Origin of the sequence: Bradyrhizobium sp. LTSPM299 (assembly GCF_000938235.1) — a bacterium.
GTDB lineage: Bacteria > Pseudomonadota > Alphaproteobacteria > Rhizobiales > Xanthobacteraceae > Bradyrhizobium.
On sequence record NZ_JYMU01000007.1, the window covers coordinates 228,741 to 251,803 of the forward strand.

25 protein-coding genes, 1 tRNA gene and 1 pseudogene are annotated in these 23,063 nt (G+C 63.3%); 17 read left to right on the plus strand and 10 right to left on the minus strand.

All coding sequences use genetic code 11. From position 1 onward, the window contains the following. Positions 1-4: 4 nt before the first annotated feature. The 3 genes from UP10_RS05545 to UP10_RS05555 all read right to left on the minus strand — a co-directional run bounded on the left by UP10_RS05545 (position 5) and on the right by UP10_RS05555 (position 2,228). The gene (locus UP10_RS05545; RefSeq protein WP_044586358.1) at positions 5-736 is read right to left on the minus strand and encodes an LptA/OstA family protein; all 732 of its coding nucleotides are present in this window, start codon (positions 734-736) and stop codon (positions 5-7) included. Beyond that, positions 733-1,461 carry an LPS export ABC transporter periplasmic protein LptC gene (gene lptC, locus UP10_RS05550; RefSeq protein WP_044537935.1) on the minus strand — a complete coding sequence of 243 codons (729 nt, stop codon included), beginning with the start codon at positions 1,459-1,461 and terminating at the stop codon, positions 733-735. Before lptC ends, UP10_RS05545 begins: the two co-directional genes overlap by 4 nt. A gap of 152 nt (positions 1,462-1,613) precedes the next feature. Then, complete coding sequence (locus UP10_RS05555; protein WP_044586359.1) at positions 1,614-2,228, minus strand: ribonuclease D; 615 nt, start codon at positions 2,226-2,228, stop codon at positions 1,614-1,616. A 237-nt stretch (positions 2,229-2,465) separates the two neighbouring features. Here UP10_RS05555 and UP10_RS05560 point away from each other — a divergent pair, with 237 nt between their 5' ends. The 5 genes and pseudogenes from UP10_RS05560 (at position 2,466) to UP10_RS05580 (ending at position 6,276) form a co-directional block, all read left to right on the plus strand. Beyond that, complete coding sequence (locus UP10_RS05560) at positions 2,466-3,737, plus strand: MFS transporter (RefSeq protein ID WP_044586507.1); 1,272 nt, start codon at positions 2,466-2,468, stop codon at positions 3,735-3,737. Between the two features lie 99 nt (positions 3,738-3,836). Beyond that, the gene (locus UP10_RS05565; RefSeq protein ID WP_044586360.1) at positions 3,837-4,091 is read left to right on the plus strand and encodes a type II toxin-antitoxin system ParD family antitoxin; all 255 of its coding nucleotides are present in this window, start codon (positions 3,837-3,839) and stop codon (positions 4,089-4,091) included. Then, positions 4,088-4,387 (plus strand): type II toxin-antitoxin system RelE/ParE family toxin, encoded by a 300-nt coding sequence (locus UP10_RS05570; RefSeq protein WP_044586361.1) that lies wholly within the window; start codon positions 4,088-4,090, stop codon positions 4,385-4,387. Before UP10_RS05565 ends, UP10_RS05570 begins: the two co-directional genes overlap by 4 nt. Positions 4,388-4,477: 90 nt before the next feature. Continuing rightward, positions 4,478-5,341: pseudogene (locus UP10_RS05575) on the plus strand (translation factor GTPase family protein); the annotation flags it as partial. A 155-nt stretch (positions 5,342-5,496) separates the two neighbouring features. Further along, positions 5,497-6,276 carry an outer membrane protein gene (locus UP10_RS05580; protein WP_044586362.1) on the plus strand — a complete coding sequence of 260 codons (780 nt, stop codon included), beginning with the start codon at positions 5,497-5,499 and terminating at the stop codon, positions 6,274-6,276. A 129-nt stretch (positions 6,277-6,405) separates the two neighbouring features. On the opposite strand, the gene UP10_RS05585 is transcribed toward UP10_RS05580, so the two are convergent. Continuing rightward, positions 6,406-7,131 (minus strand): helix-turn-helix transcriptional regulator, encoded by a 726-nt coding sequence (locus UP10_RS05585; RefSeq protein ID WP_044586363.1) that lies wholly within the window; start codon positions 7,129-7,131, stop codon positions 6,406-6,408. Positions 7,132-7,251: 120 nt separating this feature from the next. On the opposite strand from UP10_RS05585, the gene UP10_RS05590 reads away from it, so the two are divergent. Further along, positions 7,252-7,674 (plus strand): nuclear transport factor 2 family protein, encoded by a 423-nt coding sequence (locus tag UP10_RS05590; RefSeq protein ID WP_044586364.1) that lies wholly within the window; start codon positions 7,252-7,254, stop codon positions 7,672-7,674. Between the two features lie 211 nt (positions 7,675-7,885). Here the strand turns inward: UP10_RS05590 and UP10_RS05595 are convergent. Continuing rightward, a tRNA-Leu gene (locus UP10_RS05595) sits at positions 7,886-7,972 on the minus strand. A 144-nt stretch (positions 7,973-8,116) separates the two neighbouring features. Here UP10_RS05595 and UP10_RS05600 point away from each other — a divergent pair. After that, a complete protein-coding gene (locus UP10_RS05600) occupies positions 8,117-9,085 on the plus strand; it encodes a complex I NDUFA9 subunit family protein (protein ID WP_044586365.1) in 969 nt (322 codons plus the stop codon). A 151-nt stretch (positions 9,086-9,236) separates the two neighbouring features. Here the strand turns inward: UP10_RS05600 and UP10_RS05605 are convergent, their stop codons facing one another. After that, positions 9,237-10,043 (minus strand): undecaprenyl-diphosphate phosphatase, encoded by an 807-nt coding sequence (locus UP10_RS05605; RefSeq protein WP_044586366.1) that lies wholly within the window; start codon positions 10,041-10,043, stop codon positions 9,237-9,239. Positions 10,044-10,478: 435 nt separating this feature from the next. Between UP10_RS05605 and UP10_RS05610 the strand changes: the two genes are divergently transcribed. From UP10_RS05610 to UP10_RS05620, 3 genes are read left to right on the plus strand one after another with little or no spacing between them, the layout of a single operon-like run. Beyond that, on the plus strand, positions 10,479-11,171 hold the full coding sequence (locus UP10_RS05610; RefSeq protein ID WP_044586367.1) for a glutathione S-transferase family protein: 693 nt from the start codon (positions 10,479-10,481) through the stop codon (positions 11,169-11,171). Continuing rightward, the gene (gene queG, locus UP10_RS05615) at positions 11,120-12,307 is read left to right on the plus strand and encodes a tRNA epoxyqueuosine(34) reductase QueG (RefSeq protein WP_044586368.1); all 1,188 of its coding nucleotides are present in this window, start codon (positions 11,120-11,122) and stop codon (positions 12,305-12,307) included. The genes UP10_RS05610 and queG overlap by 52 nt, the downstream gene beginning before the upstream one ends. 34 nt (positions 12,308-12,341) lie before the next feature. Next, on the plus strand, positions 12,342-13,139 hold the full coding sequence (locus UP10_RS05620) for an acyl-CoA thioesterase domain-containing protein (RefSeq protein ID WP_044586369.1): 798 nt from the start codon (positions 12,342-12,344) through the stop codon (positions 13,137-13,139). 99 nt (positions 13,140-13,238) lie between these two features. On the opposite strand, the gene UP10_RS05625 is transcribed toward UP10_RS05620, so the two are convergent. Continuing rightward, positions 13,239-13,706: a nuclear transport factor 2 family protein gene (locus UP10_RS05625; RefSeq protein ID WP_044586370.1), complete on the minus strand. Its 468-nt coding sequence runs from the start codon at positions 13,704-13,706 to the stop codon at positions 13,239-13,241. A 25-nt stretch (positions 13,707-13,731) separates the two neighbouring features. After that, positions 13,732-14,559, minus strand: a complete 828-nt coding sequence (locus UP10_RS05630; protein WP_044586371.1) for an alpha/beta hydrolase — start codon at positions 14,557-14,559, stop codon at positions 13,732-13,734. A 222-nt stretch (positions 14,560-14,781) separates the two neighbouring features. Between UP10_RS05630 and infC the strand changes: the two genes are divergently transcribed. Further along, on the plus strand, positions 14,782-15,321 hold the full coding sequence (infC, locus tag UP10_RS05635) for a translation initiation factor IF-3 (RefSeq protein WP_044586509.1): 540 nt from the start codon (positions 14,782-14,784) through the stop codon (positions 15,319-15,321). A 109-nt stretch (positions 15,322-15,430) separates the two neighbouring features. Here infC and UP10_RS05640 read toward each other — a convergent pair whose 3' ends face one another. Beyond that, entirely contained in the window at positions 15,431-15,871 is a 441-nt protein-coding gene (locus tag UP10_RS05640) for a hypothetical protein (protein WP_044586372.1), read from the minus strand. Between the two features lie 251 nt (positions 15,872-16,122). Between UP10_RS05640 and rpmI the strand changes: the two genes are divergently transcribed. Together rpmI and rplT are read left to right on the plus strand one after the other, a co-directional pair. Next, positions 16,123-16,323, plus strand: a complete 201-nt coding sequence (rpmI, locus tag UP10_RS05645; protein ID WP_044537947.1) for a 50S ribosomal protein L35 — start codon at positions 16,123-16,125, stop codon at positions 16,321-16,323. Positions 16,324-16,401: 78 nt separating this feature from the next. After that, positions 16,402-16,761, plus strand: coding sequence for a 50S ribosomal protein L20 (gene rplT, locus UP10_RS05650; protein WP_044537948.1), 360 nt, complete (start codon positions 16,402-16,404; stop codon positions 16,759-16,761). 2 nt (positions 16,762-16,763) lie between these two features. Here rplT and UP10_RS05655 read toward each other — a convergent pair whose 3' ends face one another. Further along, complete coding sequence (locus UP10_RS05655) at positions 16,764-17,297, minus strand: hypothetical protein (RefSeq protein ID WP_349643957.1); 534 nt, start codon at positions 17,295-17,297, stop codon at positions 16,764-16,766. 30 nt (positions 17,298-17,327) lie between these two features. On the opposite strand from UP10_RS05655, the gene pheS reads away from it, so the two are divergent. The 4 genes from pheS (at position 17,328) to UP10_RS05675 (ending at position 22,888) form a co-directional block, all read left to right on the plus strand. Further along, positions 17,328-18,410, plus strand: a complete 1,083-nt coding sequence (gene pheS, locus UP10_RS05660) for a phenylalanine--tRNA ligase subunit alpha (RefSeq protein WP_044586373.1) — start codon at positions 17,328-17,330, stop codon at positions 18,408-18,410. 109 nt (positions 18,411-18,519) lie between these two features. Next, positions 18,520-20,928 (plus strand): phenylalanine--tRNA ligase subunit beta, encoded by a 2,409-nt coding sequence (pheT, locus tag UP10_RS05665; protein WP_044586374.1) that lies wholly within the window; start codon positions 18,520-18,522, stop codon positions 20,926-20,928. Between the two features lie 202 nt (positions 20,929-21,130). Further along, positions 21,131-21,907, plus strand: a complete 777-nt coding sequence (locus tag UP10_RS05670; protein ID WP_044586375.1) for a sulfite exporter TauE/SafE family protein — start codon at positions 21,131-21,133, stop codon at positions 21,905-21,907. A gap of 39 nt (positions 21,908-21,946) precedes the next feature. Beyond that, positions 21,947-22,888: an MBL fold metallo-hydrolase gene (locus UP10_RS05675; RefSeq protein WP_044586376.1), complete on the plus strand. Its 942-nt coding sequence runs from the start codon at positions 21,947-21,949 to the stop codon at positions 22,886-22,888. Positions 22,889-23,063 lie beyond the last annotated feature (175 nt).

The following is a 23,063-nucleotide window of genomic DNA, read 5'->3' on the forward strand; positions in this document are numbered from 1 at the left end:
TGATCTACTTGGGTTTACCTTGGCTTCCCGGGAGCAGGGACGGGAGCGCCGGTGCCGCGCCGGGGGTGGCCGGCGTCCCGCAGCCCTGGTTGGGCTGCCCGGCCTGGTTCTGGATGAACAGCCCCTGCACCTTGCCGCTGTCGGATTCCACGCGCGAGACGCCTGTGGTCATGTCGACCAGCAGGCGGTCGCCGCGCAGCACGTTCTTGCACTGGGTCAGCACCACCTGGCCACCGCTGCCACCGAGCATGGTGATCAGGTTGGTCTTGGTGTCGAAGATCGCGGTCTCGCCGGTGACGACCTGATCCTTCTGGGTGACGACGACATTGCCCTTCGCCTCCAGCCGCTTGATCGACGAGGCGCCGCCGGGACCGGGGGCCGCCGCCGGCATCGGGGCAGCGGCGCCCTTCGCGGCCTTGGCGGGCGCGGCAGGCGCCGCCGGCTGGGTGGATTTATCCTCGTAGAACACGACCAATATCTTCGACGTCATCGTGGTGTCGCCCTGCACCACCTTCACGTTGCCGGAGAAGGTCGCTTCCTTCTTCTTGTCGCGCATTTCGAGCGAGGCGGCCTCGATCTGGATCGGCTGGTCGCGGTTCTGCGAAAAGCCCTGCATAGCGTTGGGTACGCCCGTCATCGTCGAGCTCTGCGCGGATGCAGCGTTCGCCGCGATGAGCGCGAGCAGGAAGGCCGCGATGGCCGTGACGCGCGGAGAAAATCTCATCATCAGGATCATTTCGGGTTGGCTGATTTGCGCGTCTTCGGCGCCGGCGGAGGAGGCGGTGCCGGCTCGGCGGCAGGTGGATTGTTGTCGCCGAGCTTATCGAGATTCATCACGACGTTGCCCTCGAACCGGACCAACTCGCCGCTGTTGTAGATCCGCAGCCTGTCCGATGTCAGCGTGCCGTCGAGCAGCTTGACGTCGACATGCTCGTCCGAACTCACGTCACCCTTGTTGATGTCGACGAGCGCCGACGTCAGCTTCGCCTCATAGCCGGTGGACGATTGCAGGAAGATATCCTGGCGAAGGTCGAGCATCTGCTTCTTTTGGTCGAAGAAACCGGTGCGCGCGTCCATGATCACCGTCGACTGATCCTGTTGCGCCACCTTGGCGCGGATGGTTTTCAACTCGAGATGATCGGGATCGGTAACGTCCTGGATCGCGGCCTTGGCCCACATTTCGTAGGGCCGCCCGTCAGCCGAGAAGCCGGCGAGATGCGGCGCTTCCATCGTGATCTTGGTGCCGGAGACCACGAGATTGTCCATCTCGACCGGCAGGTTGGGCATCAAGGCGCGGAACGGATTGACGACCGAGACGAAGACGATCGCCGCCATCGACACCACCACCGCGGCGGGAACGGCGACGCGCAAGATCCGCACCATACGGCTGTGACGCGCGGCCGCGGCAAAGCGCGCCTCGAGACCCACGACGTCATAGGCTGGATTCTGGACCGAACTCACACTTGCTCCCGAGGCGCGAAATCGCACCCCATTCTACCCGCAGCTGTCCAAATATGCAGCTAACGCCTTGCGTCGCGCCCCGGAGCGGGACCTCGCGTGAACAGTTTGGCCGAAACGGGGCGGAAATCGCCCCCCGCTCCCAAAATCGCCATTCAGGAATGGGCGAAGATGTCCTCGGCTTCCCAGCCGTCGAGATCGAGACGGGCGCGGGAGGGGAGGAATTCGAAGCAGGCCTTGACGAGGTCAGTCCGCCCCTCGCGCGCCAGCATGACGTTGAGCCGCTCACGCAGCGCATGCAGGTGCAGCACGTCGGAGGCCGCATAAGCGAGCTGGGCCTCGGACAGGCTCGGCGCGCCCCAGTCGCTCGACTGCTGCTGCTTCGACAGGTCGACGTTCAGGACTTCCCGCACCAGGTCCTTGAGGCCATGGCGGTCGGTATAGGTGCGGGTCAGGCGCGAGGCGATCTTGGTGCAGTAAACGGGGGTCGGCATCACGCCGAAGGCGTTGTAGAGCACGGCGACGTCGAACCGCGCGAAATGGAAGATCTTGGTGATATCAGGATTGCCCAGCAGCGCCTTCAGGTTCGGCGAATCGGTGTGGCCCTTCGGAATCTGGATCACGTCGGCGGTGCCGTCGCCGTTCGACATCTGCACCACGCAGAGCCGGTCGCGATGCGGATGCAGCCCCATGGTCTCGGTGTCGATCGCAACCGAATCGGTATAGCGGGACAGGTCGGGCAGGTCGCCGCGATGCAGGCGGATGGTCATGAAAAACAACCTCGGGTTCCAAATGTCGATTCGGGCGAAACACTAGCGTCCTAAGGCTCGAAGGGCGAGCGGGTAGACGGCCTGCGGACAGGTCAAACCGGGCTTTTCGCCGTGATTTTGCCGTTGGCCATCGCATTTCGGCATACGGCTTTGCTTCCCCATGCCGATGAAATCGTCCCGCTCGCACCCTATCTGTTGCCGGCCCCTCGCCCGCCGGCCTCCAATGAAATGAGCCACATGTCCGAACAGACCATCGCTGCGCCGATCGACGACCCGCAAGAGCTGGAGCGCGGCTTTTCGCGCTACCAGTCGGTCCTGATTGCGCTGCTCGCATTCACCCAATTCACGATCATCCTCGATTTCATCATCATGTCGCCGCTCGGCGCCATCCTGATGCCCGCGCTCAACATCACGGCCGGGCAATTCGGCGTCGCGGTGTCGGCCTACGCCTTCAGCGCGGGACTGGCGGGCATCCTTGCAGCCGGCTTTGCCGACCGCTTCGACCGCAAGCGCCTGCTGCTGTTCTTCTATGCCGGTTTCACGCTTGGCACCCTGCTCTGCGCGCTGGCGCCGAACTACCATGTGCTGCTGCTCGGCCGGATCGTGACCGGCTTGTTCGGCGGCGTGATCGGCTCGGTCGTGCTCGCCATCGTCACCGATTTGTTCGCGCTGCATCTGCGCGGCCGCGTGATGGGCTTCGTTCAAACCGCGTTTGCCGCAAGCCAGGTGCTCGGTATTCCCGCCGGCCTGTTTCTCGCCAATCACTGGAACTGGCACATTGCCTTCTTCGCGATCGTCGGCCTGTCGATCGCGGCGATGGTCGTCATCGCGTTCATGATGCAACCGGTCGACGCGCATTTGCGGCTGAAGCCGGACCACAATCCCTTTCATCATCTGATCGCGACCATCGGACAGCCGCGCTACACGCTGGCCTTCCTGGTCACGACGCTGCTGGCGACCGGCGGATTCATGCTGATGCCGTTCGGCAGCGCCTTCACCGTGCATAACCTCGGCATCGATATCGTGCACCTTCCGACCATCTATCTGGTCACCGGCCTGTTCACCATCGCCATCGGGCCGCTGGTCGGCCGTGCGAGCGATGCGTTCGGTAAATATCCGACTTTCGTGTTCGGCAGCGCGGTGTCCGTGACCATGGTGCTGATCTACACCCATCTCGGTCAGGTCTCGTTGACGACGGCGATCGTCGTCAACGTGCTGATGTTCGTCGGCATCTTTTCGCGCATGATCCCGTCGCAGGCGCTGATGTCGGCGATTCCCGATCCGAGCCAGCGCGGCTCGTTCAGCGCGATCAGCGCATCCGTGCAGCAACTCTCCGGCGGGCTCGGCTCGGTGTTCGCCGCCGCGATCATCGCGGAGAATGCCGACGGCTCGCTGTTGCATTTCGAGCGGATCGGATACGTCGTCGTGACGACGTCGATCATCTCTGTCATCGCGATGTATTTTGTGCAGCGATCGGTCGCGAAGCGGAGCGGCAAGCGCGTGGTCTGACGGACAGGCGTTTGGGCTCGTAACCTGTTGACCTACCCTTGAAATATGGCCTATCAATAATAGTTATTGGCAGATCAAGACGATGGTTGGAGAAGCCGCATGGCAATGAGTGCGGATCTGGGTGAAGTGCTCGAAGGCTTCGTGAACCAGCTTGTGGCCTCCGGACGCTACCAATCCAAGAGCGAGGTGCTGCGCGAAGGCGTTCGCCTCGTTCAGGAGCGCGAAGCACGGCTGGCTGTGCTGGATGCTGCGATCGCGCGCGGGCTGGCTGACGTGGATGCAGGCCGAGTGAGCCCGAGCTCCGAGGTGTTTGATCGTCTGGAAGCGAGATTTGCCGAGACCAAGGGCACGTGATCGTCGTCGTCACCGCGGAGGCCGCCGCCGACATCGAGCAGATCGCGAGCTATGTCGCGGAGCAAAGCCCGAAGAATGCACTCAATCTTGTTCGCGAATTGCGCGAGAGGTGCGAATCGTTGGTGGACGCTCCGCGTGGCTATCCCTTGGTCCCGCGCTATGAGCATTTGGGCATTCGCCGGCGCCCGTTCGGCAATTTCCTGATCTTTTATCGCGTTGGCGCGGATACGATCGAAATCATCCACATCCTGCACGGCGCCCGAGATTACGAACCGCTGCTGTTTCCTCAAAAATAATCGCTGGCCATCACGGTCTCATCGTGACTCGTTCCGTGTTATGCTGCTTGGCGGAACGAAGCGATGGTGGATCACGTGGTACAACCCTTGCTTATCGAGGTTGCGATCGAGCCAAAGTCAAAGGCCGACCGAGAGAAACTCGATGCTGCACTCGCTGAGCTTGCCGCAAAGGATCCGTTGTTCCGCGTATCGATCGATCACGAGTCCGGCCAGACGATCCTCAAGGGCGTGAGCGAGGAGCAGCTCGCCGCCAAGATCGACCTCCTCGAGCATACCTACAAGGTCGATGCCCGTATCGGCGCGCCGCAGGTGGCGTTCCGCGAGCGTGTCACCAAGCGCGTCGAGCACAGCTACACGCACAAGAGGCAGGGGGGCCACAGCCAGTTCGCTTCCGTCACCCTCGTGATCGAGCCGAACGAGCCCGGCAAGGGCAATGAATTCGAGTCCAGGATTGTCGGCGACGCAGTGCCGGCGGAATACATCCCCGGCGTCGAAAAGGGTCTTGGGAGCGTGCTGTCCTCGGGCGTGGTCGCCGGCTTCCCGGTGGTCGACGTCAAGGTGCAGTTGATCGATGGCAAGTTCCACGACGTCGACTCGTCGGCCTTCGAGATCGCCACGCGCGCCTGCTTCCGCGAAGCGCTGACGAAGGGCAAGTCCGTTCTGCTCGAACCGATCATGAAGGTCGAGGTGGTGACCCCGGAGGATTGCGCCGCCCGGGTCATTCGCAACCTCAACCTACGACGCGGCAGCAATCTGAGCCAAAGCGGGCACAGCAACGGCATCACCATCACCGCGATAGTGCCGCTCATGAGCTTGTTCGGTTACGTGAACGACCTGCGCGCTATGAGCCAGGGGCGCGCAACCTTTACCATGCAGTTCGACCACTACGCCGAGGCGCCGTCGAACCTTGGGAGTGACCCGCCGTTTCGGCCCGCCATCGGAATGCGCGCCTGAGGTACCCTCAGCGGCCAACTCAGCCCCCGTTCTTTTCGTTGCACTCAAGCAACACCCCACGGAAAAGCAAATCCAGTGGTACGCCAAACTGTCGCACCCTGAGGTTTCATGGCAGAAATCGGGCGGCAATATTTTGGGAATGCTGGGGAATGGGAATGCATCGTTTTGCGATCTTCGGACTTGGGCTGCTTTCGATTGTGGGCGTGTCAGGCACGGCATCGGCCGCTGACCTTGCGGCGCGGCCCTACACCAAGGCGCCGGCTCTCGCATCCGTCTACGACTGGAGCGGCTTTTACATCGGTCTCAATGGCGGCGGTGGGTCGGCCCACGGCTGCTGGGACCTCACCAGCGTGGCCGGTGTCGCGATCGCGCCCGCCGCAAGGGAGGGCTGCAACACCGGGACCGGCGCATTGGCCGGCGGTCAGATCGGATATCGCTGGCAGTCCGCGAATTGGGTGTTCGGCCTCGAAGCCCAGGGCGATTGGGCTGACCTGAAGGGAACGAACGCGAGCCTGACGGCATTCATTCCCTACAACAACCAGACCAAGGTCGAGGCCATCGGCCTGTTCACCGGCCAGATCGGTTACGCCTGGAACAACGTCCTCGTCTATCTGAAGGGCGGCGCTGCGGTCACCGACAACAAGTACTCGAGCTACTTCCCCGTCGGCAACATCTTCGCCGCGGCCGGCGTCCCCTGGAATTCGGCAAGCGACACCCGTTGGGGCGGCACGGTGGGAGCCGGACTCGAATTCGGCTTTGCGCCGAACTGGTCGGTGGCGCTCGAATACGACCACCTGTTCATGGACAAGCCGAACGTCACGTTCCCGGCCACCGCCATCGCGGTCGGCCGCGCCGACAATATCGGCCAGAGCGTCGACATCGGAACGATCCGCCTGAACTACCGCTTTGGCGGTCCGGTCGTTGCGAAATACTGAACGGCGTCTCGTCGTCTGATCTGTCGCAACAATCAAAGCCCCGGTATTGCCGGGGCTTTTTTTCTTTATGCCGCAGTCGATGGTGACACGAAGCAAGCGTCGCGAACATGCTCGGCCCAGGGCGGCATCTCAGATGACGACTGCGGGCCGCAACGTGCGCGAGGCCGCCCGCTTTCCCTTGGCGTCTTGTTTCAGAAAATCCTCTGCCGTCTTCCCTGGTTCAGCCTCAAACCTCGTTTCCAGAGGCACGAAGTCAGACATCCGATCGACACGGAACACACGAAATCCGTTGCGCAGTTCGCACCAGGCGGCGAGCAGCCAGACCGGGCCATAAAACGCCATGATCAAGGGACGTGCGACGCGTTCCGACGTTCGGCCGTCGAGGTCATGATAGGTGAACCGTATCTTGCGTTGATCGCGCATCGCGTGACGCAGAGCCGTTTGATCGATCGTGATGGTTTCACGGGCATGGTCGGTCGGTACCCACAGCCGGACCAAGCTTAGCTGCCGTTGCAACGCGGCGGGCGAAACGGCTGCGACCTTGTCCATCGCACCGGCAGCCGCCGCGGCGAGTTCAGGATCGGCCCAGGACTGCACGATGCGCGCTCCGAGCAGCAACGCTTCGATCTCGTTCTCATTGAACATCAGCGGCGGCAAATCAAAGCCCGGGCGCAGAATGTAGCCAACACCGGGCGCACCGTCGATCGGAACGCCTCTCGAAACCATGTCACTTATGTCGCGGTAGATCGTGCGTTCGGAGACCTCCAGGCGAGCGGCAAGGTCGGCCGCGCGCGTCGCCTGCTTTTTTCGACGCAGTATCTGGATGATCTCGAAGAGACGGTCGGCGCGGCGCATTCGTTGAGCCTCAGAGTGGCAATGCACCGGATGCTACTCCTGACAGTCTCCTGACACCACGCTGTCAGGAGCGCTCTTGTAAGAAACGACCACAACGCAAGCGGCGGCGGGAGGTGCTCGATGTCAAACCAATCCGGGATACGCGATCTATTCGACCGGTGGGAACTGGTCTGGCTCGAAGGCCAATATGATCTCGTCCCAAGCTGCGTTGGAGCCCACTACGTCAGGCACGATGAGAACGGCGACCGGACGGTGACGCGCGAGGCCTATGCGGAGGAGCTTGCAGCCATCCGTCAAGACCGCAAGGACATCCGCGTCGTGGTGTACGACCATTCCTTCACCTACGATCGCGCCTGGTTCCGCTTCTCGTTCAAATGGATTGATACCAGGACCGGTGAGCCGCACAGCCGGGCGGGCATCCAGTCGTACCGCATCGAGGGCGCCAGGCTGGTCGAGACCTGGATTTCGATGCAACCGCTCGGCTCGACATGGGGTGACGCAGTCGCCCAAGAGCATTGGACAAGTCCGAGGCCGATCAAATAGGGCCACGGTGCGCCCGCTCTTGCGTGGCTCTCGGCGGCCGAGCGGCCGAGCGGTCGAGCGGTCTGCGCACCAAGGACCGGCGACGCGACACGAGCCGCGAAGCACGCGCTGCCCCGTTGTTCACCAATTTATCAAACGGGATACCGGCGTGACCTGCCGGTGAGCACTTCATCTCCCGCAATCGAGCGATTTCAATCGCTTGGAGAGGGGGTGGTGCCCAGGAAAGGACTCGAACCTTCACGGCCGTTAAGCCACTGGCACCTGAAGCCAGCGCGTCTACCAATTCCACCACCTGGGCGTGGGCGCGTTACTAAAGTTCGGTCGCGCGCTTGTCAAATTCGCGAATGGGAATTCTTATACGCTGTACAGGGTGAGGCCGATGGCGTATCGCCAAACGGCTAAGTCCCCTCAATAACTCTCGAATCCGGCAGGAATGGACCCCATGACTTCGAACCTGGAAACAACAGTCACGGTCTTCGGCGGATCGGGTTTTCTGGGGCGGAACGTGGTCCGGGCGCTGTGCAAGCGCGATTATCGGGTCCGCGTCGCGGTGCGGCGGCCTGAGCTGGCCGGTCACCTGCAGCCGCTGGGCAAAGTCGGCCAGATCCACGCGGTCCAGGCCAATGTCCGGTACCCCGCCTCCGTCGAGGCGGCGATGCGCGATTCGGACATCGCGATCAATCTGGTGGGCATCCTGACCGAGGGCGGCGGGCAGACCTTCGACGCCGTGCAGGTGAAGGGGGCCGAGACCATCGCCAAGGCGGCCGCCGCGGCCGGTGCCCGGATGATCCATGTCTCGGCTGTGGGCGCCGATGAAAATACGCTCTCCAGCTATTACCGTTCCAAGGCCGCCGGCGAGGCGGCGGTGAAGGCGGCGGCGCCGTCGGCCACCATCGTGCGGCCGTCGCTGATGTTCGGACCCGAGGACCAGTTCACCAACCGATTTGCGGCGCTGGCGCGGATGTCGCCGGTGCTGCCGCTGGTCGGCGGCGGGGTCAACAAATTGCAGCCCGCCTATGTCGCCGATGTCGGGCGGGCGGTGGCTGACATCGTCGAGGGCAACGCCAAGCCCGGCGCGACGTACGAACTCGGCGGGCCGGAAGTGCTGACCATGCGCGAGGTGATGGAGATCATCCTGGAGATCACCCAGCGCGACCGCATGCTGGCGCCGCTGCCGTTTGGCCTCGCCAAGTTACAAGCGCTGGTGCTCCAATTTGCACCGGGTGCGTTCAAGCTAACGCCGGACCAGGTGGCGATGCTGCGCTCGGACAATGTGGTCTCGGAGGCCGCGAAGACAGCCGGGCTGACATTCGAGGGTCTCGGCATCACGCCCGACTCGATGGAAGCCATCGCCCCGCAATATCTGTGGCGCTTCCGCGCGACCGGGCAGTTCCAGAAGAAGAGCGCGTAGCTTTTCGTCGTCCCGGCCAAGCGAAGCGCGAGCCGGGACCGTAACCACGACTGTCCGAGTTCTGCAAAGCCGGGGCCACAGCTCTACGTAACCAACAGAGAGCTGTGGTTATGGGTCCCTACTTTCGCAGGGACGACAGCGGAATTCTTGATTACTTCCCCATCGCCAGCGCGATCAGGCCGAGGGTGCCGACGACCACGCGCCACCAGGCGAAGAAGGTGAAGCCTCGGCGGGTGACGAAGTTGAGGAATGCGCGCACGACGATCAGCGCGGTGATGAACGAGACCACGAAGCCGACTGCGATCAGGCCGAGATTGTCGGTCGTGAAGTCGCCGCGGTTTTTGTAGAAATCATAGGCGAACGCGCCGATCATGGTCGGGATCGCGAGGAAGAACGAGAACTCCGCCGCGGCGCGCTTCTCCGCGCCCAGCAGCATCGCGGCGACGATGCTGGCGCCGGAGCGCGACACGCCGGGGATCATGGCGAGGCACTGCGCAAGGCCGATCCAGAAATACATCAGCAGCGGAAACCGCGTGGCCTCGTCCTCGTGCGGATGCAGATCGAGCTGATCGACCCACATCAGGACGGCGCCGCCGACGATCAGGGAGAAGCAGACCACCCACGGATTGAACAGGTATTCCTTGATGTACTTGCCGGCAATCAGGCCGATCACCACCGCCGGCAGGAACGCCACCAGCACGCCGATGACGAAGCGCCGGTCGTCGGGGTTGGAGAACATGCCGAGCGCGACCCGCCACAATTTGGCGAAATAGAGCACGACGATCGCGAGGATCGCGCCGAGCTGGATCAGGATCGCAAAGCTCTTCCAGAAATTGCCTTCGCCGAGATCGAAGAAGCGTTCGGCAAGCAGCAGGTGGCCCGTCGAAGAAACCGGCAGGAACTCGGTGACGCCCTCGACAATGCCGAGAATCACCGCCCGCACCATATCCGTCATCATGATCTGGCCTGCCCCATGTCTGGAGAGAAGTCTGGAGAGAAGTCTGGAAAAACCGCGCCCTTCTCGCCTATTCCCCCATTTGCTGCAATCGCAAAAAAACGCCAAACAGGGTTGCCTGATCGGTTTGCTGGGCTATAGAGCGTTTTCAAGCGAAAGCCTGTTCCGGACTTGATCCGGGATGGCTACCGGTTCGCGTGAAGAAAACGCGGCAAAACCAGAATCCAGAGCTCCGTTCCGATTCCATCGGAACGGAAATAGCTCTAGCGTTTTTGTGACCCGCATCCTGCGCGGGAGTGGCTACCGGTTCGCGTGATGACGCGACATAGAGGTGATCGAGGTTTCGGCCAAATCACAGGTTCAAGTCACACACGTCACACAGGCTCAGGCCACACAGGTTGATGGTTTCTTAAGCGCCGCGACACTACCAAGGACTCCATGTACACGCTGTATCATCACCCGTTCTGTCCGCATTCGCGCTTCATTCGCCTCGTGCTCGGCGAATACGGCCTCGATCTGCGCCTGGTGGAGGAACGGGTCTGGGAGCGGCGCGAGGCGTTCCTTGCGCTCAATCCGGCGGCGACCACGCCGGTGCTGATCGCCGAGGGTCTTCCGCCGATCCCCAGCGCGCCGATCATCGCCGAATATGTCGACGAGGCGCATGGGCTGGAGGCCGGCGAGCGGCGGCTGCTGCCGGCGTCGATCGCCGAGCGCGTCGAGGTGCGCCGGCTGATGGCGTGGTTCAACGAGAAGTTCTTCGAGGAGGCCTCCAACCCGTTGGTGACCGAGCGGATCTACAAGCGCTTCATGAGCGAGGAGAACGGCGGCGGCGCGCCGGCCGCCGACGTGATGCGCGCGGCCAAGGTCAATGTGCGCTATCATCTGAGCTATATCGGCTGGCTGGCGAAGACGCGGAACTATCTGGCCGGCGACCGGCTGACCTACGCGGACCTCGCCGCCGCGGCGCATCTTTCGGCGATCGACTATCTGGGCGACGTGCCATGGAGCGAGGACGACGCGGCAAAGGCGTGGTACGCGCGGGTGAAATCCCGGCCGTCGTTCCGCCCGCTGCTCAGCGAATGGCTGGCGGGGGTGCCGGCGTCGCGGACCTATGTGGACCTCGACTTCTGAACCAAGCGGTCAGGCTTTCTCCCGATGATCTCAAAGCGGCGCTGACGCGCGAAGCGCGCGCGCTCGGTTTCGACCAGATCGGGGTCATCGATCCCGGCGCCACCGCGCAGGCCGGACAGTATTTCCTCGAATTCCTCGACTCTGGCGGCCATGGCGACATGGATTGGCTGGCCGCCAATCCGGCGCGGCGCGCCGATCCGCGCGTGCTGTGGCCCGGCGTGCGCTCGATCATCATGCTCGGCGTCAATTACGGACCCGACACCAATCCGCTTGAGAGCCTCAAGCGCCGCAGCTCGGGCACGATTTCGGCCTATGCGCAGGGCGACGATTATCACGACGTGATCAAGAAGCGGCTGAAGACGCTGGCGCGCTGGCTCGCCGCCGTTAGCGGCGACGAGCTGAAAGTGTTCGTCGACACCGCCGCCGTGATGGAGAAGCCGCTGGCGCAGGCCGCCGGGATCGGCTGGCAGGGCAAGCACACCAACCTCGTCTCGCGCGAGTTCGGCTCGTGGCTATTCTTAGGGGCAATCTTCAGCGCATCCGACCTGCCGCGCGACAGCGGCGACACCGATCATTGCGGCAGCTGCCGCGCCTGCCAGGACATCTGCCCGACCGCAGCGTTTCCCGCGCCCTACAAGCTCGATGCGCGGCGCTGCATCTCCTATCTCACCATCGAGAACAAGGGACCGATCCCGCACGAATTTCGCAAAGCCATCGGCAATCGCATCTATGGCTGCGACGATTGCCTCGCCGTATGCCCGTGGAACAAGTTCGCGCAGGAAGGACGCGAAGCCAAACTCGCCGCGCGCGACGAATTGCGTGTGCCGGCGCTTGCCGATCTTGCGCGGCTCGATGATCCCGCCTTCCGCGCGCTGTTCTCGAAATCGCCGGTCAAGCGCATCGGCCGTGACCGCTTCGTGCGCAATGTGCTGATCGCGATCGGCAATTCCGGCGATGCTGATCTCGCCGGCGACGCGCGGCGGCTGCTCGATGACGCGAGCCCGCTCGTGCGCGGCGCCGCGGTGTGGGCGTTGTCGCAGTTGATCGGGCGCGATGCGTTTGCGGCGCTGGCGTTACGGGCTGATGGCGAGCCGGACAGCACTGTGCAGCGGGAATGGCTGGCGGCGGCCTCTTGATTTCACCAAAACATTTCCGTCATGGTCGCAAGCCATGACAAATCAGCCCTTCTTTACCAGGCTCGGCGACGGCTTCATGCCGACAGCTGTTGCGAACGGACCGTGGAGTCCGGAATCCCTGCACGGCCGCGTCGTGATCGGCCTGCTTGCTTTCATCATCGAGGAGCGCCACGGCTCCGACGATTTCGTCCCGGCGCGGCTCACCGTCGACATGTTCCGCCTGCCCAACATCACGACGCCGATCGAGGTGACGACGAAGCTCGTGCGCGACGGCATGCGCATCAAGGCGATCGAGGCCGAGTTTGTCTCCGGCGGCACCAGCATGGCACGCGCCTCCTGCCAATTATTGCGCAAGACGGAAAATGCCCCGGGCAATGTGTGGTCGCCGCCAAACTGGGAGGTGCCGGCGCCATCAGACATTCCGAAGCCGACCGATCCGAGGCTCGGCATGAACGGCAAATGGGAGACCCGGCCGATCACAGGCCATATGGGCTCGCTCGGTCCGCGCCGGCTCTGGATGAGCGAGGTGCGCGAACTGGTCGAGGGCACGCCGATGACGCCGTTCGTCCATGTCGCCACGGGTGCCGATTTCGCCAGCCCGTTCGCCAATGCCGGCGACCAGGGGCTCGGCTACATCAACAGCGACGTCACGATCTATCTGCATCGCCTTCCGGTGACCAACTGGATCGGCTTCGAAGTGGTGAACCATCACGCCACCGACGGTGTCGCGATCGGCGAATGCTGGCTCTACGACGAGAGGGGACCGATCGGCACGTCGACGGTCGCAGCGCTCGCCCAGCGCAAGCCGATGACAAACCCGCCGCCGCCGTAACCTTTCGTCATTCCGGGGCGCGCGAAGCGCGAACCCGGAATCTCGCGCCGCGACCTCTGGATTCCGGGTTCATCGCTGCGCAATGCCCCGGAATGAAAGCTAGGCTAGATGCCGCTTCATCTCCGGTCGTGCTTTCAGCGCGGCACCCTGCCTGGCCATGATCTTCGCGAGCCGCTCCGGCGCGAAATTCAGGTCGACGAAGGCCGGCGCGGTGTTGGCGACCTCATGATACTCTGTGATCTTGCCATCGCGCAGCCGCATGATCGCGACGCCCTCGAACATCGCCCGCGCGCCCTTCGCTTCGGCCAAGGTCGAGCGGTAGCTGAACGTGTAGCGCGCATAGAGCGTCTCGCCGTCACTGACGGGCGCGTGCATGTCCCAGCGGAAATCGGTCGCGGTGCGGTAGAACCAGTCGTCGATCATCACGGCGATTTTGGTGTGTCCCGCGAACGCGCCATAGAACACGTCGTGATAGACGCCGTCCTCGGTGAACAGTTTCGCGAAGGCCTTGCCGTTGCGCTGCTCGACCGCGTCGCAGAACGCGCGCAGCATTTTTATCGTATCCATTGGCGTTGCTCCCTTTGAGGGAAGATTACCCGATCTCCGCCACCGCGGCGATGATGCGCGCGATGTCCTGCGGCCGCGACAGGCGGTGATCGCCGTCCTGGATCATGGTCAGCACGACGTCCTCGGCCGGCAGCCGGTGCACCAGCGCGAAGGCGTGCTTCCACGGCACATCCGGATCCTGCGCGCCCTGCAGGATGCGCACCGGCCAGCCGACATCGATCTGGCTGCCGAGCAAAAGATGGTTGCGGCCCTCCTCGATCAAATTGCGGGTGATCGGATAGGGCGTGCCGTCACCATATTCCGACGGGCGGAGCCAGGCGCCGTTGGTTTCGATCTCGGCGCGGATCTCGGGCGAAAACCCCTTCCACATCAGTTCCTCCGTGAAATCGGGCGCCGGCGCGATCAGCACCAGGCCTGCGAGCGACGCAGCGCCGTTGCCGCCAGCATGGTTCCGTTTGGCGATCTCGCGCGCCAGCAGCAGCGCCATCCAGCCGCCCATCGAGGAACCGATCACCACCTGCGGCCCGCGGCAGAACTGCGTAAACACCGCCACGCTCTCCTCGAGCCAGCGGCCGATCGTGCCGTCGGCGAACTGCCCGCCGGATTCGCCATGCCCGGAATAGTCGAACCTGATGCAGGCGCGGCCGTGCTCGGCGGCCCAGCCGTCCAGCGCGATCGCCTTGGTGCCCGTCATGTCGGAATTGAACCCGCCGAGCCAGAACAGGCCGGGCGCGTCCCCTGCGCTGCCGGGATCATTGCCGTTTCGGGCGCGCACCGCGATCCGGCGTGCCCTGCTGCCCTCGCCGACCTCGATAAAGGCGAGTTCCTCAGTGGATGCGGCAGCTTGGCTCATGGTTCGGTCACTCGCGCGTCAGATACTCGCTTTTCAATGAGCTGACGGCATCGGTCAACGGCTGTGGCCTTGCGCAGCGCGCAGCAGCGCTATATCTGCCGGGCGTGACCAAAATGCCTCGCATTTGACGGTTTTGCGGCGTAACTAGCGAGTTCGCTTGCCCGTGGCAGCGTCTTGCTTCAAAATATCCGCCTTCCCTTTCACAATCTTGGAGAGCTACCCATTCGCCGTCCCAATAGAGCCCCGCCGACAGTCGCCAAAGACGGGCCGCGCACCAATGATGAGATTCGCAACGCACAGATCCAGCTGATCGATGTGGATGGTGTCAACAAAGGCACCGTCGAAACCGTGGTGGCCATCAAGATGGCCATGGATGCCGGTATGGATCTCGTGGAGATTTCGCCGAACACCAGTCCTCCGGTCTGCAAGATCATGGACTACGGCAAGTACAAATATTCTGCGCAGAAGAAAGCCGCCGAAGCCCGCAAGAAACAGAAGGTCGTCGAGATCAAGGAGATCAAGCTCCGCCCGATGATCGACGATCACGATTATGACGTGAAGATGCGCGCGATGCAGCGCTTCTTCGAGGAAGGCGACAAGGTCAAGATCACCTTGCGCTACCGCGGTCGTGAGATGGCGCACCAGGAGATCGGTACCAAGCTGCTGGACAAGGTGAAGGCCGACGTTGCCGAATTCGCCAAGGTCGAGCAGGACGCAAGGTTCGAGGGCCGCCAGGTTGTGATGGTGCTGGCGCCGCGCTAATTCGAATTTGTTCGATTGCCGAGAGAAAGCGGCCCGTCAGATCGTCTGACGGGCCGTTTCTTTTTCGTAGCCCGGATTTCGCTGCGCTCCATCCGGGCTACGAGACCACCTAGGTCCGCGTCGCCTGCCAGGTGCCGCTGCAGCGGTCGCCCGAGATTTCTCCGCGCCAGGTCCCGGCGCCGTTGCCGGCCGCGAGCCGACCGCCGCCGCTGGCATGGGAGCGGCCGACCGAGACGTTGACCGCGACGCTGCCGGCGCGGTTGACCGCGCCCGAGACCCGTCCGCCACCGGCCGACGAGACCCGGCTGCCGGTTACCGTGAACGGGACGCTGTAACCGGAGCTGCAGGTGCCCTGCGTGGTGGCAAAGACCACGTTCCAGACGCCGTCATAGGCGCCGCCACGCGCCGGCCTCGCCTTGGCCTCGGCGGGGCCTGACATCATCCCGACCGCAAGGCAGGCCAGCAAAGGGAGCGCCCGCAGGGCGCGGGAGGGCCGCAAAACAGCAAAAAGGGAACTTGCAAGAGAACTTGGTCGGGAGAAATGGGTCATGATTATCGCACCTTCGGTGACTGCAATGCCCCTCAGTCACGTCAGCCGGCGCCCCGGTTCATCGTTGCAAAACTGCTTTTCCTCTGTCATAAGCCCGGCTTCGTCGACCGGCTGATCAAGGGCTGCCGTGGCGACGTCTGTGCGGGTTCTTTCAATTCGGGAAAAACCTTAGCACTTCCAACGCTCTAACGAGCATTTTAGCCGACCGAACGCCTTTTGGGCGATATTCGTGTTGGCCATAGGAGAGCCAAATGCCCAAGCTGAAGACCAAGTCGGGCGCTAAAAAGCGCTTCAAAGTGACTGCCACCGGCAAAGTAATGCACGCCCAGAGCGGCAAGCGCCACGGCATGATCAAGCGGACAAAGAAGCAGATCCGTCAGCTCCGCGGCACCCGCGTGCTGTTCAAGACCGACGGCGACAACGTCAAGAAGTACTTCTTGCCGAACGCCTGATCGCGTCCATCCGCTTGAATCCGGCCGCGTCCGCGCAGGCCAACCAGTCACCTCTTTAGAATCCAAAGGATTTCCGTCATGTCACGCGTCAAACGCGGTGTGACCTCTCACGCCAAGCACAAGAAAGTCTACAAGGCCGCCAAGGGCTTTCGCGGCCGCCGCAAGAACACCATCCGCGCCGCCAAGCAGGCCGTCGAAAAGGCCGGCCAGTACGCCTTCCGCGATCGCAAGCGCAAGAAGCGCACCTTCCGCGCGCTCTGGATCCAGCGCATCAATGCCGCGGTTCGTCCGTTCGGCATGACCTACAGCGTCTTCATCAACGGCCTCTCGAAGTCGGGCGTCATGGTCGACCGCAAGGTTCTGTCGGATCTCGCGATCACCGAGCCGGCGGCATTCCAGGCGATCGCCGAGAAGGCCAAGGCCGCGCTGGCGGCCTAAAGCTAGCGAGCCTTCGGGCTCGCGGCCTTCAGCGCCTTCTGCGAATAACGCTGTGACACCTCTGCCCGGCAAAACGCGGTGAACGAGCGGTACATGGTGCCGCTCTCGTTCGCGTATTTGGCGTCGCACCGCTTCAGCTGGCCCGCATAGGCCTTTTTCTGCGCTGCCCCGACGCGAGGCAGGAAATCCGCCTCGCATTTTTGCTCGACGATGGCGCCGAACTGCACGTCAGGGCTGGCGCCATATTCACACGCTCGAAAAATCTTCATCGCGCGGTCGCAGTTTGGCGCTGCCTGCAGCGCCGCAATGATGACATCCCCCTCGGTCGATTGGGCGGGACACTCCTCGGTGGCGGCCCTTGCCGCGCCGAGGGCAGACAGCACCGCCAAAGCGGCCAGGCAAGATCGCAACACCATCGCGTGGGCCTCCCGATACTCCCCTTGGTCCCACGTCTCGATCAGGGGTTCAACGCCGCCGATCATCAGCCCGAAATGACCGGCTTTTTGCTTGACGTTATAGCCTTTGGGCGGCGACAACCCAGCGGCTTTTGCAAACAGAGAATGCCAGTGTCCGACCTCGCAACGCTCGAAACATCCATCCTCGACCAGATCGCCGCCGCCGGCGACGAAGCCGCCCTCGAGGCGGTCCGCGTCGCCGCCCTCGGCAAGAAGGGCTCGATCTCCGCTTTGCTCGCGACGCTCGGCAAGATGTCGCCGGACGAGCGCAAGACGGAAGGCGCGAAAATCAATCTCGCCAAGGATGCGGTAACGCAGGCGCTGACCGCGCGGCGCGACGTGTTGAAGTCCGCCGCACTCGATGCGCGCCTTGCATCGGAAACCATTGATGTCACGCTGCCGCTGCGCGAGACGCCGGCGGAAGCCGGCCGCATCCATCCGCTGACCCAGGTCTGGGACGAGGTCACCACGATCTTCGCCGACATGGGATTTTCGGTCGCCGAAGGTCCTGACATCGAGACCGACGATTACAATTTCACCAAGCTGAACTTCCCCGAAGGCCATCCGGCGCGGGAGATGCACGACACATTCTTCTTCAACCCGAAGGAAGACGGCTCGCGCATGCTGTTGCGCACCCACACCTCGCCGGTGCAGGTGCGCACGATGCTGACCCAGAAGCCGCCGATCCGCATCATCTGCCCCGGCCGCACCTATCGCATCGACTCGGATGCGACGCACACGCCGCAATTCCACCAGGTCGAAGGCCTCGTCATCGACAAGGGCTCGCATCTCGGCCACCTCAAATGGATCCTGCACGAGTTCTGCAAGGCGTTCTTCGAGGTCGACCACATCAACATGCGCTTCCGGCCGTCGTTCTTCCCGTTCACCGAGCCGTCGCTCGAGGTCGACATCCAGTGCCGCCGCGACAAGGGCGAGATCCGCTTCGGCGAGGGCGAGGACTGGATGGAGATCCTCGGCTGCGGCATGGTGCACCCGAACGTGCTGCGCGCCTGCGGCATCGATCCTGATGTCTACCAGGGTTTCGCCTGGGGCATGGGCATCGACCGCATCGCGATGTTGAAATACGGCATCGCCGATTTGCGCCAGATGTTCGAGAACGACGTCCGCTGGCTCAATCATTACGGCTTCAAGCCCCAGGACATCCCGACGCTGGCGGGGGGATTGAGCTCGTGAGTCTCACCCTCGCTGCCATCGCGGAGAGAGCCCCCATCCTAACCCTCTCAGCGCGAGCGAAGCTCGTCGCGACCCGCAAGCGGGAGAGGGGACAAGAGAAGCCAACGTCATGAAATTCACCCTCTCCTGGCTGAAGGATCATCTCGAGACCGACGAGCCGCTGGACAAGCTCGCCGACAAGCTCACCATGATCGGGCTCGAGGTCGAGAACATCGAGGACAAGGCCAAGGCGCTTGCGCCGTTCACGATCGCGCGCGTCATCTCGGCCGAGCAGCATCCGAATGCCGACCGCTTGCGCGTCTGCACGGTCGACACCGGCGATGGCGGCGCGCCGGTTCAGGTGGTGTGCGGTGCGCCGAATGCGCGTGCGGGGCTGATCAGCGTGTTCTCACCGCCCGGCACCTACATCCCCGGCAAGGACATCACGCTTGGCGTCGGCACCATCAGGGGTGTCGAGAGCCGCGGCATGCTGTGTTCGGCGGCCGAGCTGCAGATTTCCGAAGACCATGACGGCATCATGGAGTTGCCGGCCGATGCACCGATCGGCAAGGGTTATGCCGCGTGGGCCGCGCTTGGCGATCCCGTGATCGAGATCAATTTGACGCCGAACCGGCAGGACTGCACCGGCGTGCATGGCATTGCGCGCGACCTCTCCGCCGCCGACATGGGCAAGTTCAAAGACCCCGGCATCAAGCCGATCAAGGGCGAATTCCCCTGCCCGGTGCAGGTGACGGTGGAAGACGCCACGCTGTGCCCGGGCTTCGCGCTGCGCCTGGTGCGCGGGGTGAAGAACGGCCCGTCGCCGGACTGGCTGCAAAAGCGCCTGACTTCGATCGGGCTCCGTCCGATCAACGCGCTGGTCGACATCACCAATTTCATGACCTACGACCGCGCGCGTCCACTGCACGTGTTCGACGCCAAGAAGGTCAAGGGCAATCTCACGGTACGCCGCGCGAAAGACGGCGAGACGCTGCTCGCGCTCGACGGCCGCACCTACACGCTCGACAGCAATGTTTGCGTGATATCGGACGAGCACGGCGTCGAATCGCTCGCCGGCATCATGGGCGGCGAGGCCTCTGGCTGCGACGAAGATACCACCGACGTGCTGATCGAATCGGCGCTGTGGAACGAGATCAACATCGCGCAGAGCGGCCGCAAGCTCGGCATCAATTCGGATGCACGCTATCGCTTCGAGCGCGGCGTCGATCCGGCCTTCATGGTGCCCGGGCTCGAGCTCGCAACCAAAATGGTGCTCGATCTCTGCGGCGGCACGCCGTCCGAGAATATCGTGGTCGGCAAGCAGTTCGGCGATGACCGCATCATCGATTTTCCGCTCGCCGAGGTGAAGCGACTCGCCGGCATCGAGGTGCCGTTGGTCGAGGTCAAGCTGATCCTGAGCCACCTCGGCTTCATGCTGGCCGGCAACGGCCCGGTCGTGAAGGTCGCGATCCCGTCCTGGCGCACCGATGTGCAGGGCAAGGCCGATATCGTCGAGGAGATCGTGCGCATCGTCGGTGTCGACAAGGTGCCGATGACCCCGTTCGAGCGTGGCGAGGCGCCACGCAAGCCGGTGCTGACGCCGCTGCAGAATCGCACCCGCCGCGCCAAGCGCGCGCTGGCCGCGCGCGGCATGGTGGAGGCCGTGACTTATTCGTTCATCACCAGGCCTGCCGCCGAACTGTTTGGCGGCGGCCAGGCCGAGCTCGTGCTTGCCAATCCGATCGCGGCTGATTTGTCCGACATGCGGCCGAGCCTGTTGGCGGGCCTCGTCGCCGCCGCGCAGGCCAACATCAACCGCGGCTATCCTGATGTCGCACTGTTCGAGGTCGGGCAGGTGTTCCGCGGCGACAAGCCCGAGAACCAGCTCATTGCCGCCGCCGGCGTGCGCCACGGCTATGCGTCATCCAGCGGGATCGGCCGCAACTGGTCGGGCTCGTCGACCACTGGCGCGATGGACGCCAAGGCCGACGCCTTCGCCGTGCTTGCTGCGGCTGGCGCGCCGATGCAGGCGCTGCAGATCTTATCGGGCGGCCCGGCCTGGCTGCATCCGGGACGCTCCGGCACCATCCAGATCGGTCCGCAGAACGTGCTTGGCAGTTTCGGCGAGCTGCATCCACGCGCGCTTGAGGCGCTCGGCGCCGACGGCCCGATGATCGCCTTCGAGGTCATCCTCGAGCGCATTCCGGACGGCAAGCAAAAGCCGACCCGCGCCAAGCCGCTGCTCGATTTGTCCGCATTCCAGCCGGTGTCGCGCGACTTCGCCTTCATCGTCGACCGCAGCGTCAAGGCGGGCGACATCGTCCGTTCCGCGCAGAATGTCGACAAGAAACTGATCACTGGCGTCACCGTCTTCGACGTCTATGAAGGCAAGGGCATCGATCCCGACAAGAAGTCGATCGCCATCGCCGTGACGATCCAGCCGCGCGAAAAAACGATGACCGACCAGGAGATCGACGCAGTCGCGGCGAAGGTTGTCGCCGAGGTGACGAAGCGGACCGGCGGCACGCTGCGGGGGTGATGTTTCTCCCCCTCTCCCCGTTCTTACGGGGAGAGGGTTGGGGTGAGGGGCTCTCTCCCCGTACGGACTGGTAGACGTACTCGCGGAGACTCCCCCTCACCCGAAATTCAAGCTCTGCTTGAATTCCGACCTCTCCCCGCAAGCGGGGCAAGGTGCAGCTGAGATTGCGGCCCAGAACAAGAAAAGCCATTACGCCCATCGCATGACCCCACTCAGCCTCATCCCCTCCGACATCTCAACCAACGTCGCACTCGCGATCTGCGCTATCGCCTTCATCTCGGGCACCGCGCGCGGATTTTCCGGCTTCGGCTCGGCGCTGATCTTCATGCCCTTGGCGAGCAGCATCGCGGGTCCGCGGCTGGTCGCAGCGCTGCTGCTGCTGATCGACTTCGTTGCGGCAACCCCGCTGCTGCCGAATGCCTGGACCCACGCCGATCGCAAGGCGACTGCGATCATGGTCGCCGGTGCGTTCGTCGGCGTTCCCATCGGTACCTATTTCCTCACCGTGCTCGATCCCGTCACCACGCGCTGGATCATCTCCTGCTTCGTCGCCGCCCTGCTGCTGCTGCTGCTGTCGGGCTGGCGTTACCACGGCAAGGATCACGTCGCGCTGTCGGTCGGCGTTGGTGGTCTCTCCGGCTTCTGCAGCGGTTTGGCGCAGACCGGTGGACCGCCGATCGTCGCCTACTGGCTCGGCCGCCCGGTCTCATCGATCATTTCCCGTGCCAATATCGTGCTGTTCTTCGGCGCCTCCGACTTCTTTTCGCTGGTCAGCTACTGGTTCACCGGACTGATCACGATCGACTCGATCAAATTCTCGCTGATCGTCGGTCCGGTCTATGCCATCGGCGTCTGGTTCGGCGCGTCGCTGTTCGGCAGAGCGAGCGAGAATGTGTTCCGCGCGATCTGCTACGCGCTGATTGCGGCCGCCGTCATCGCCGGCCTGCCCGCGCTTGATGGCATTTTGCGCGGCGGCTAGGTTGCGTCACCATAACGAGAATACGACGGGGAGAGACCGATGATCGACCGCCGCAATGCGTTGAAGCTCGCGCTCGGCAGTGCCGCTGTGCTCGCCGCTCCCGCCATGCTTGCGCAAACCGCAAAGCCGCGCACCCGGATCGTATTCCTCGGCACCAAGGGCGGCCCGCGGGTCGGCGTCGGTCCATCAAATCCTGCCAACCTTGTCGTCGTCAACGGCACCCCGTTCGTGATCGATTGCGGCATGGGCGTCAGCCACCAGCTCGTCAGCGCCGGCGTGCCGCTGGAATCGGTGAAGTACATCTTCATCAGCCATCATCACTCCGACCACAATCTCGAATACGGCAACCTTGTCTACAACGCCTGGGCAACCGGGCTGTCGACCCCGATTCACTCGTTCGGGCCGAACGGCATCGAGGCGATGACGAAGACCTATTGGGAGCTGAACAAATTCGACATCGAGACCCGCATCGAAGATGAAGGCCGCCCCGATCTCCGCAAGCTTCTGATCGCGAAAGACATCACCGAGGACGGCGTGGTGCTGCAGACCGATGATGTGAAGGTGACGGCATTTCGGACCCCGCATCCTCCGATCACTGACAATTTCGCCTACAAGTTCAAGACGCCGGACGGTACCATCGTGTTCTCCAGCGACACTGCCTACAATCCCAAGCTCGCGGAGTTCGCGCATGGCGCCGACGTCCTGGTGCACGAGGCGATTTATCTCCCCTGGGTCGACAAACTGGTGGCGCGCGTCAAGAACGGCGCCACGTTGAAAAAACATCTGCTCGAGAGCCACACCTCCGCCGAGGACGTCGGCCGCATCGCTGAGGCCGCCAACGTCAAGGTGCTGGTGATGAGCCACCTCGTACCCGGCGAACTCGATGTGACCGACGAGGACTGGAGCCGCGAGGCCAGAAAGCATTTCAAAGGCCGCCTCATCGTCGCCCGCGACCTGATGGAGCTGAAGCTGCCGGTGTGAGGCGGCGAGCGCTATCGTCTCGCGTAGTCCGTGAACAAAGCAAGACTCCTTGAGGTCAGCAGGCTCCCTCCCTCCTTGCGGGCAGGGGCGCAGTGCCAAAATATCGAAAACAACCCCATGCAAAGTAGGCGCTCGACACGACAACTTGACATGTCGGGCAAATCGGCGGCATTAT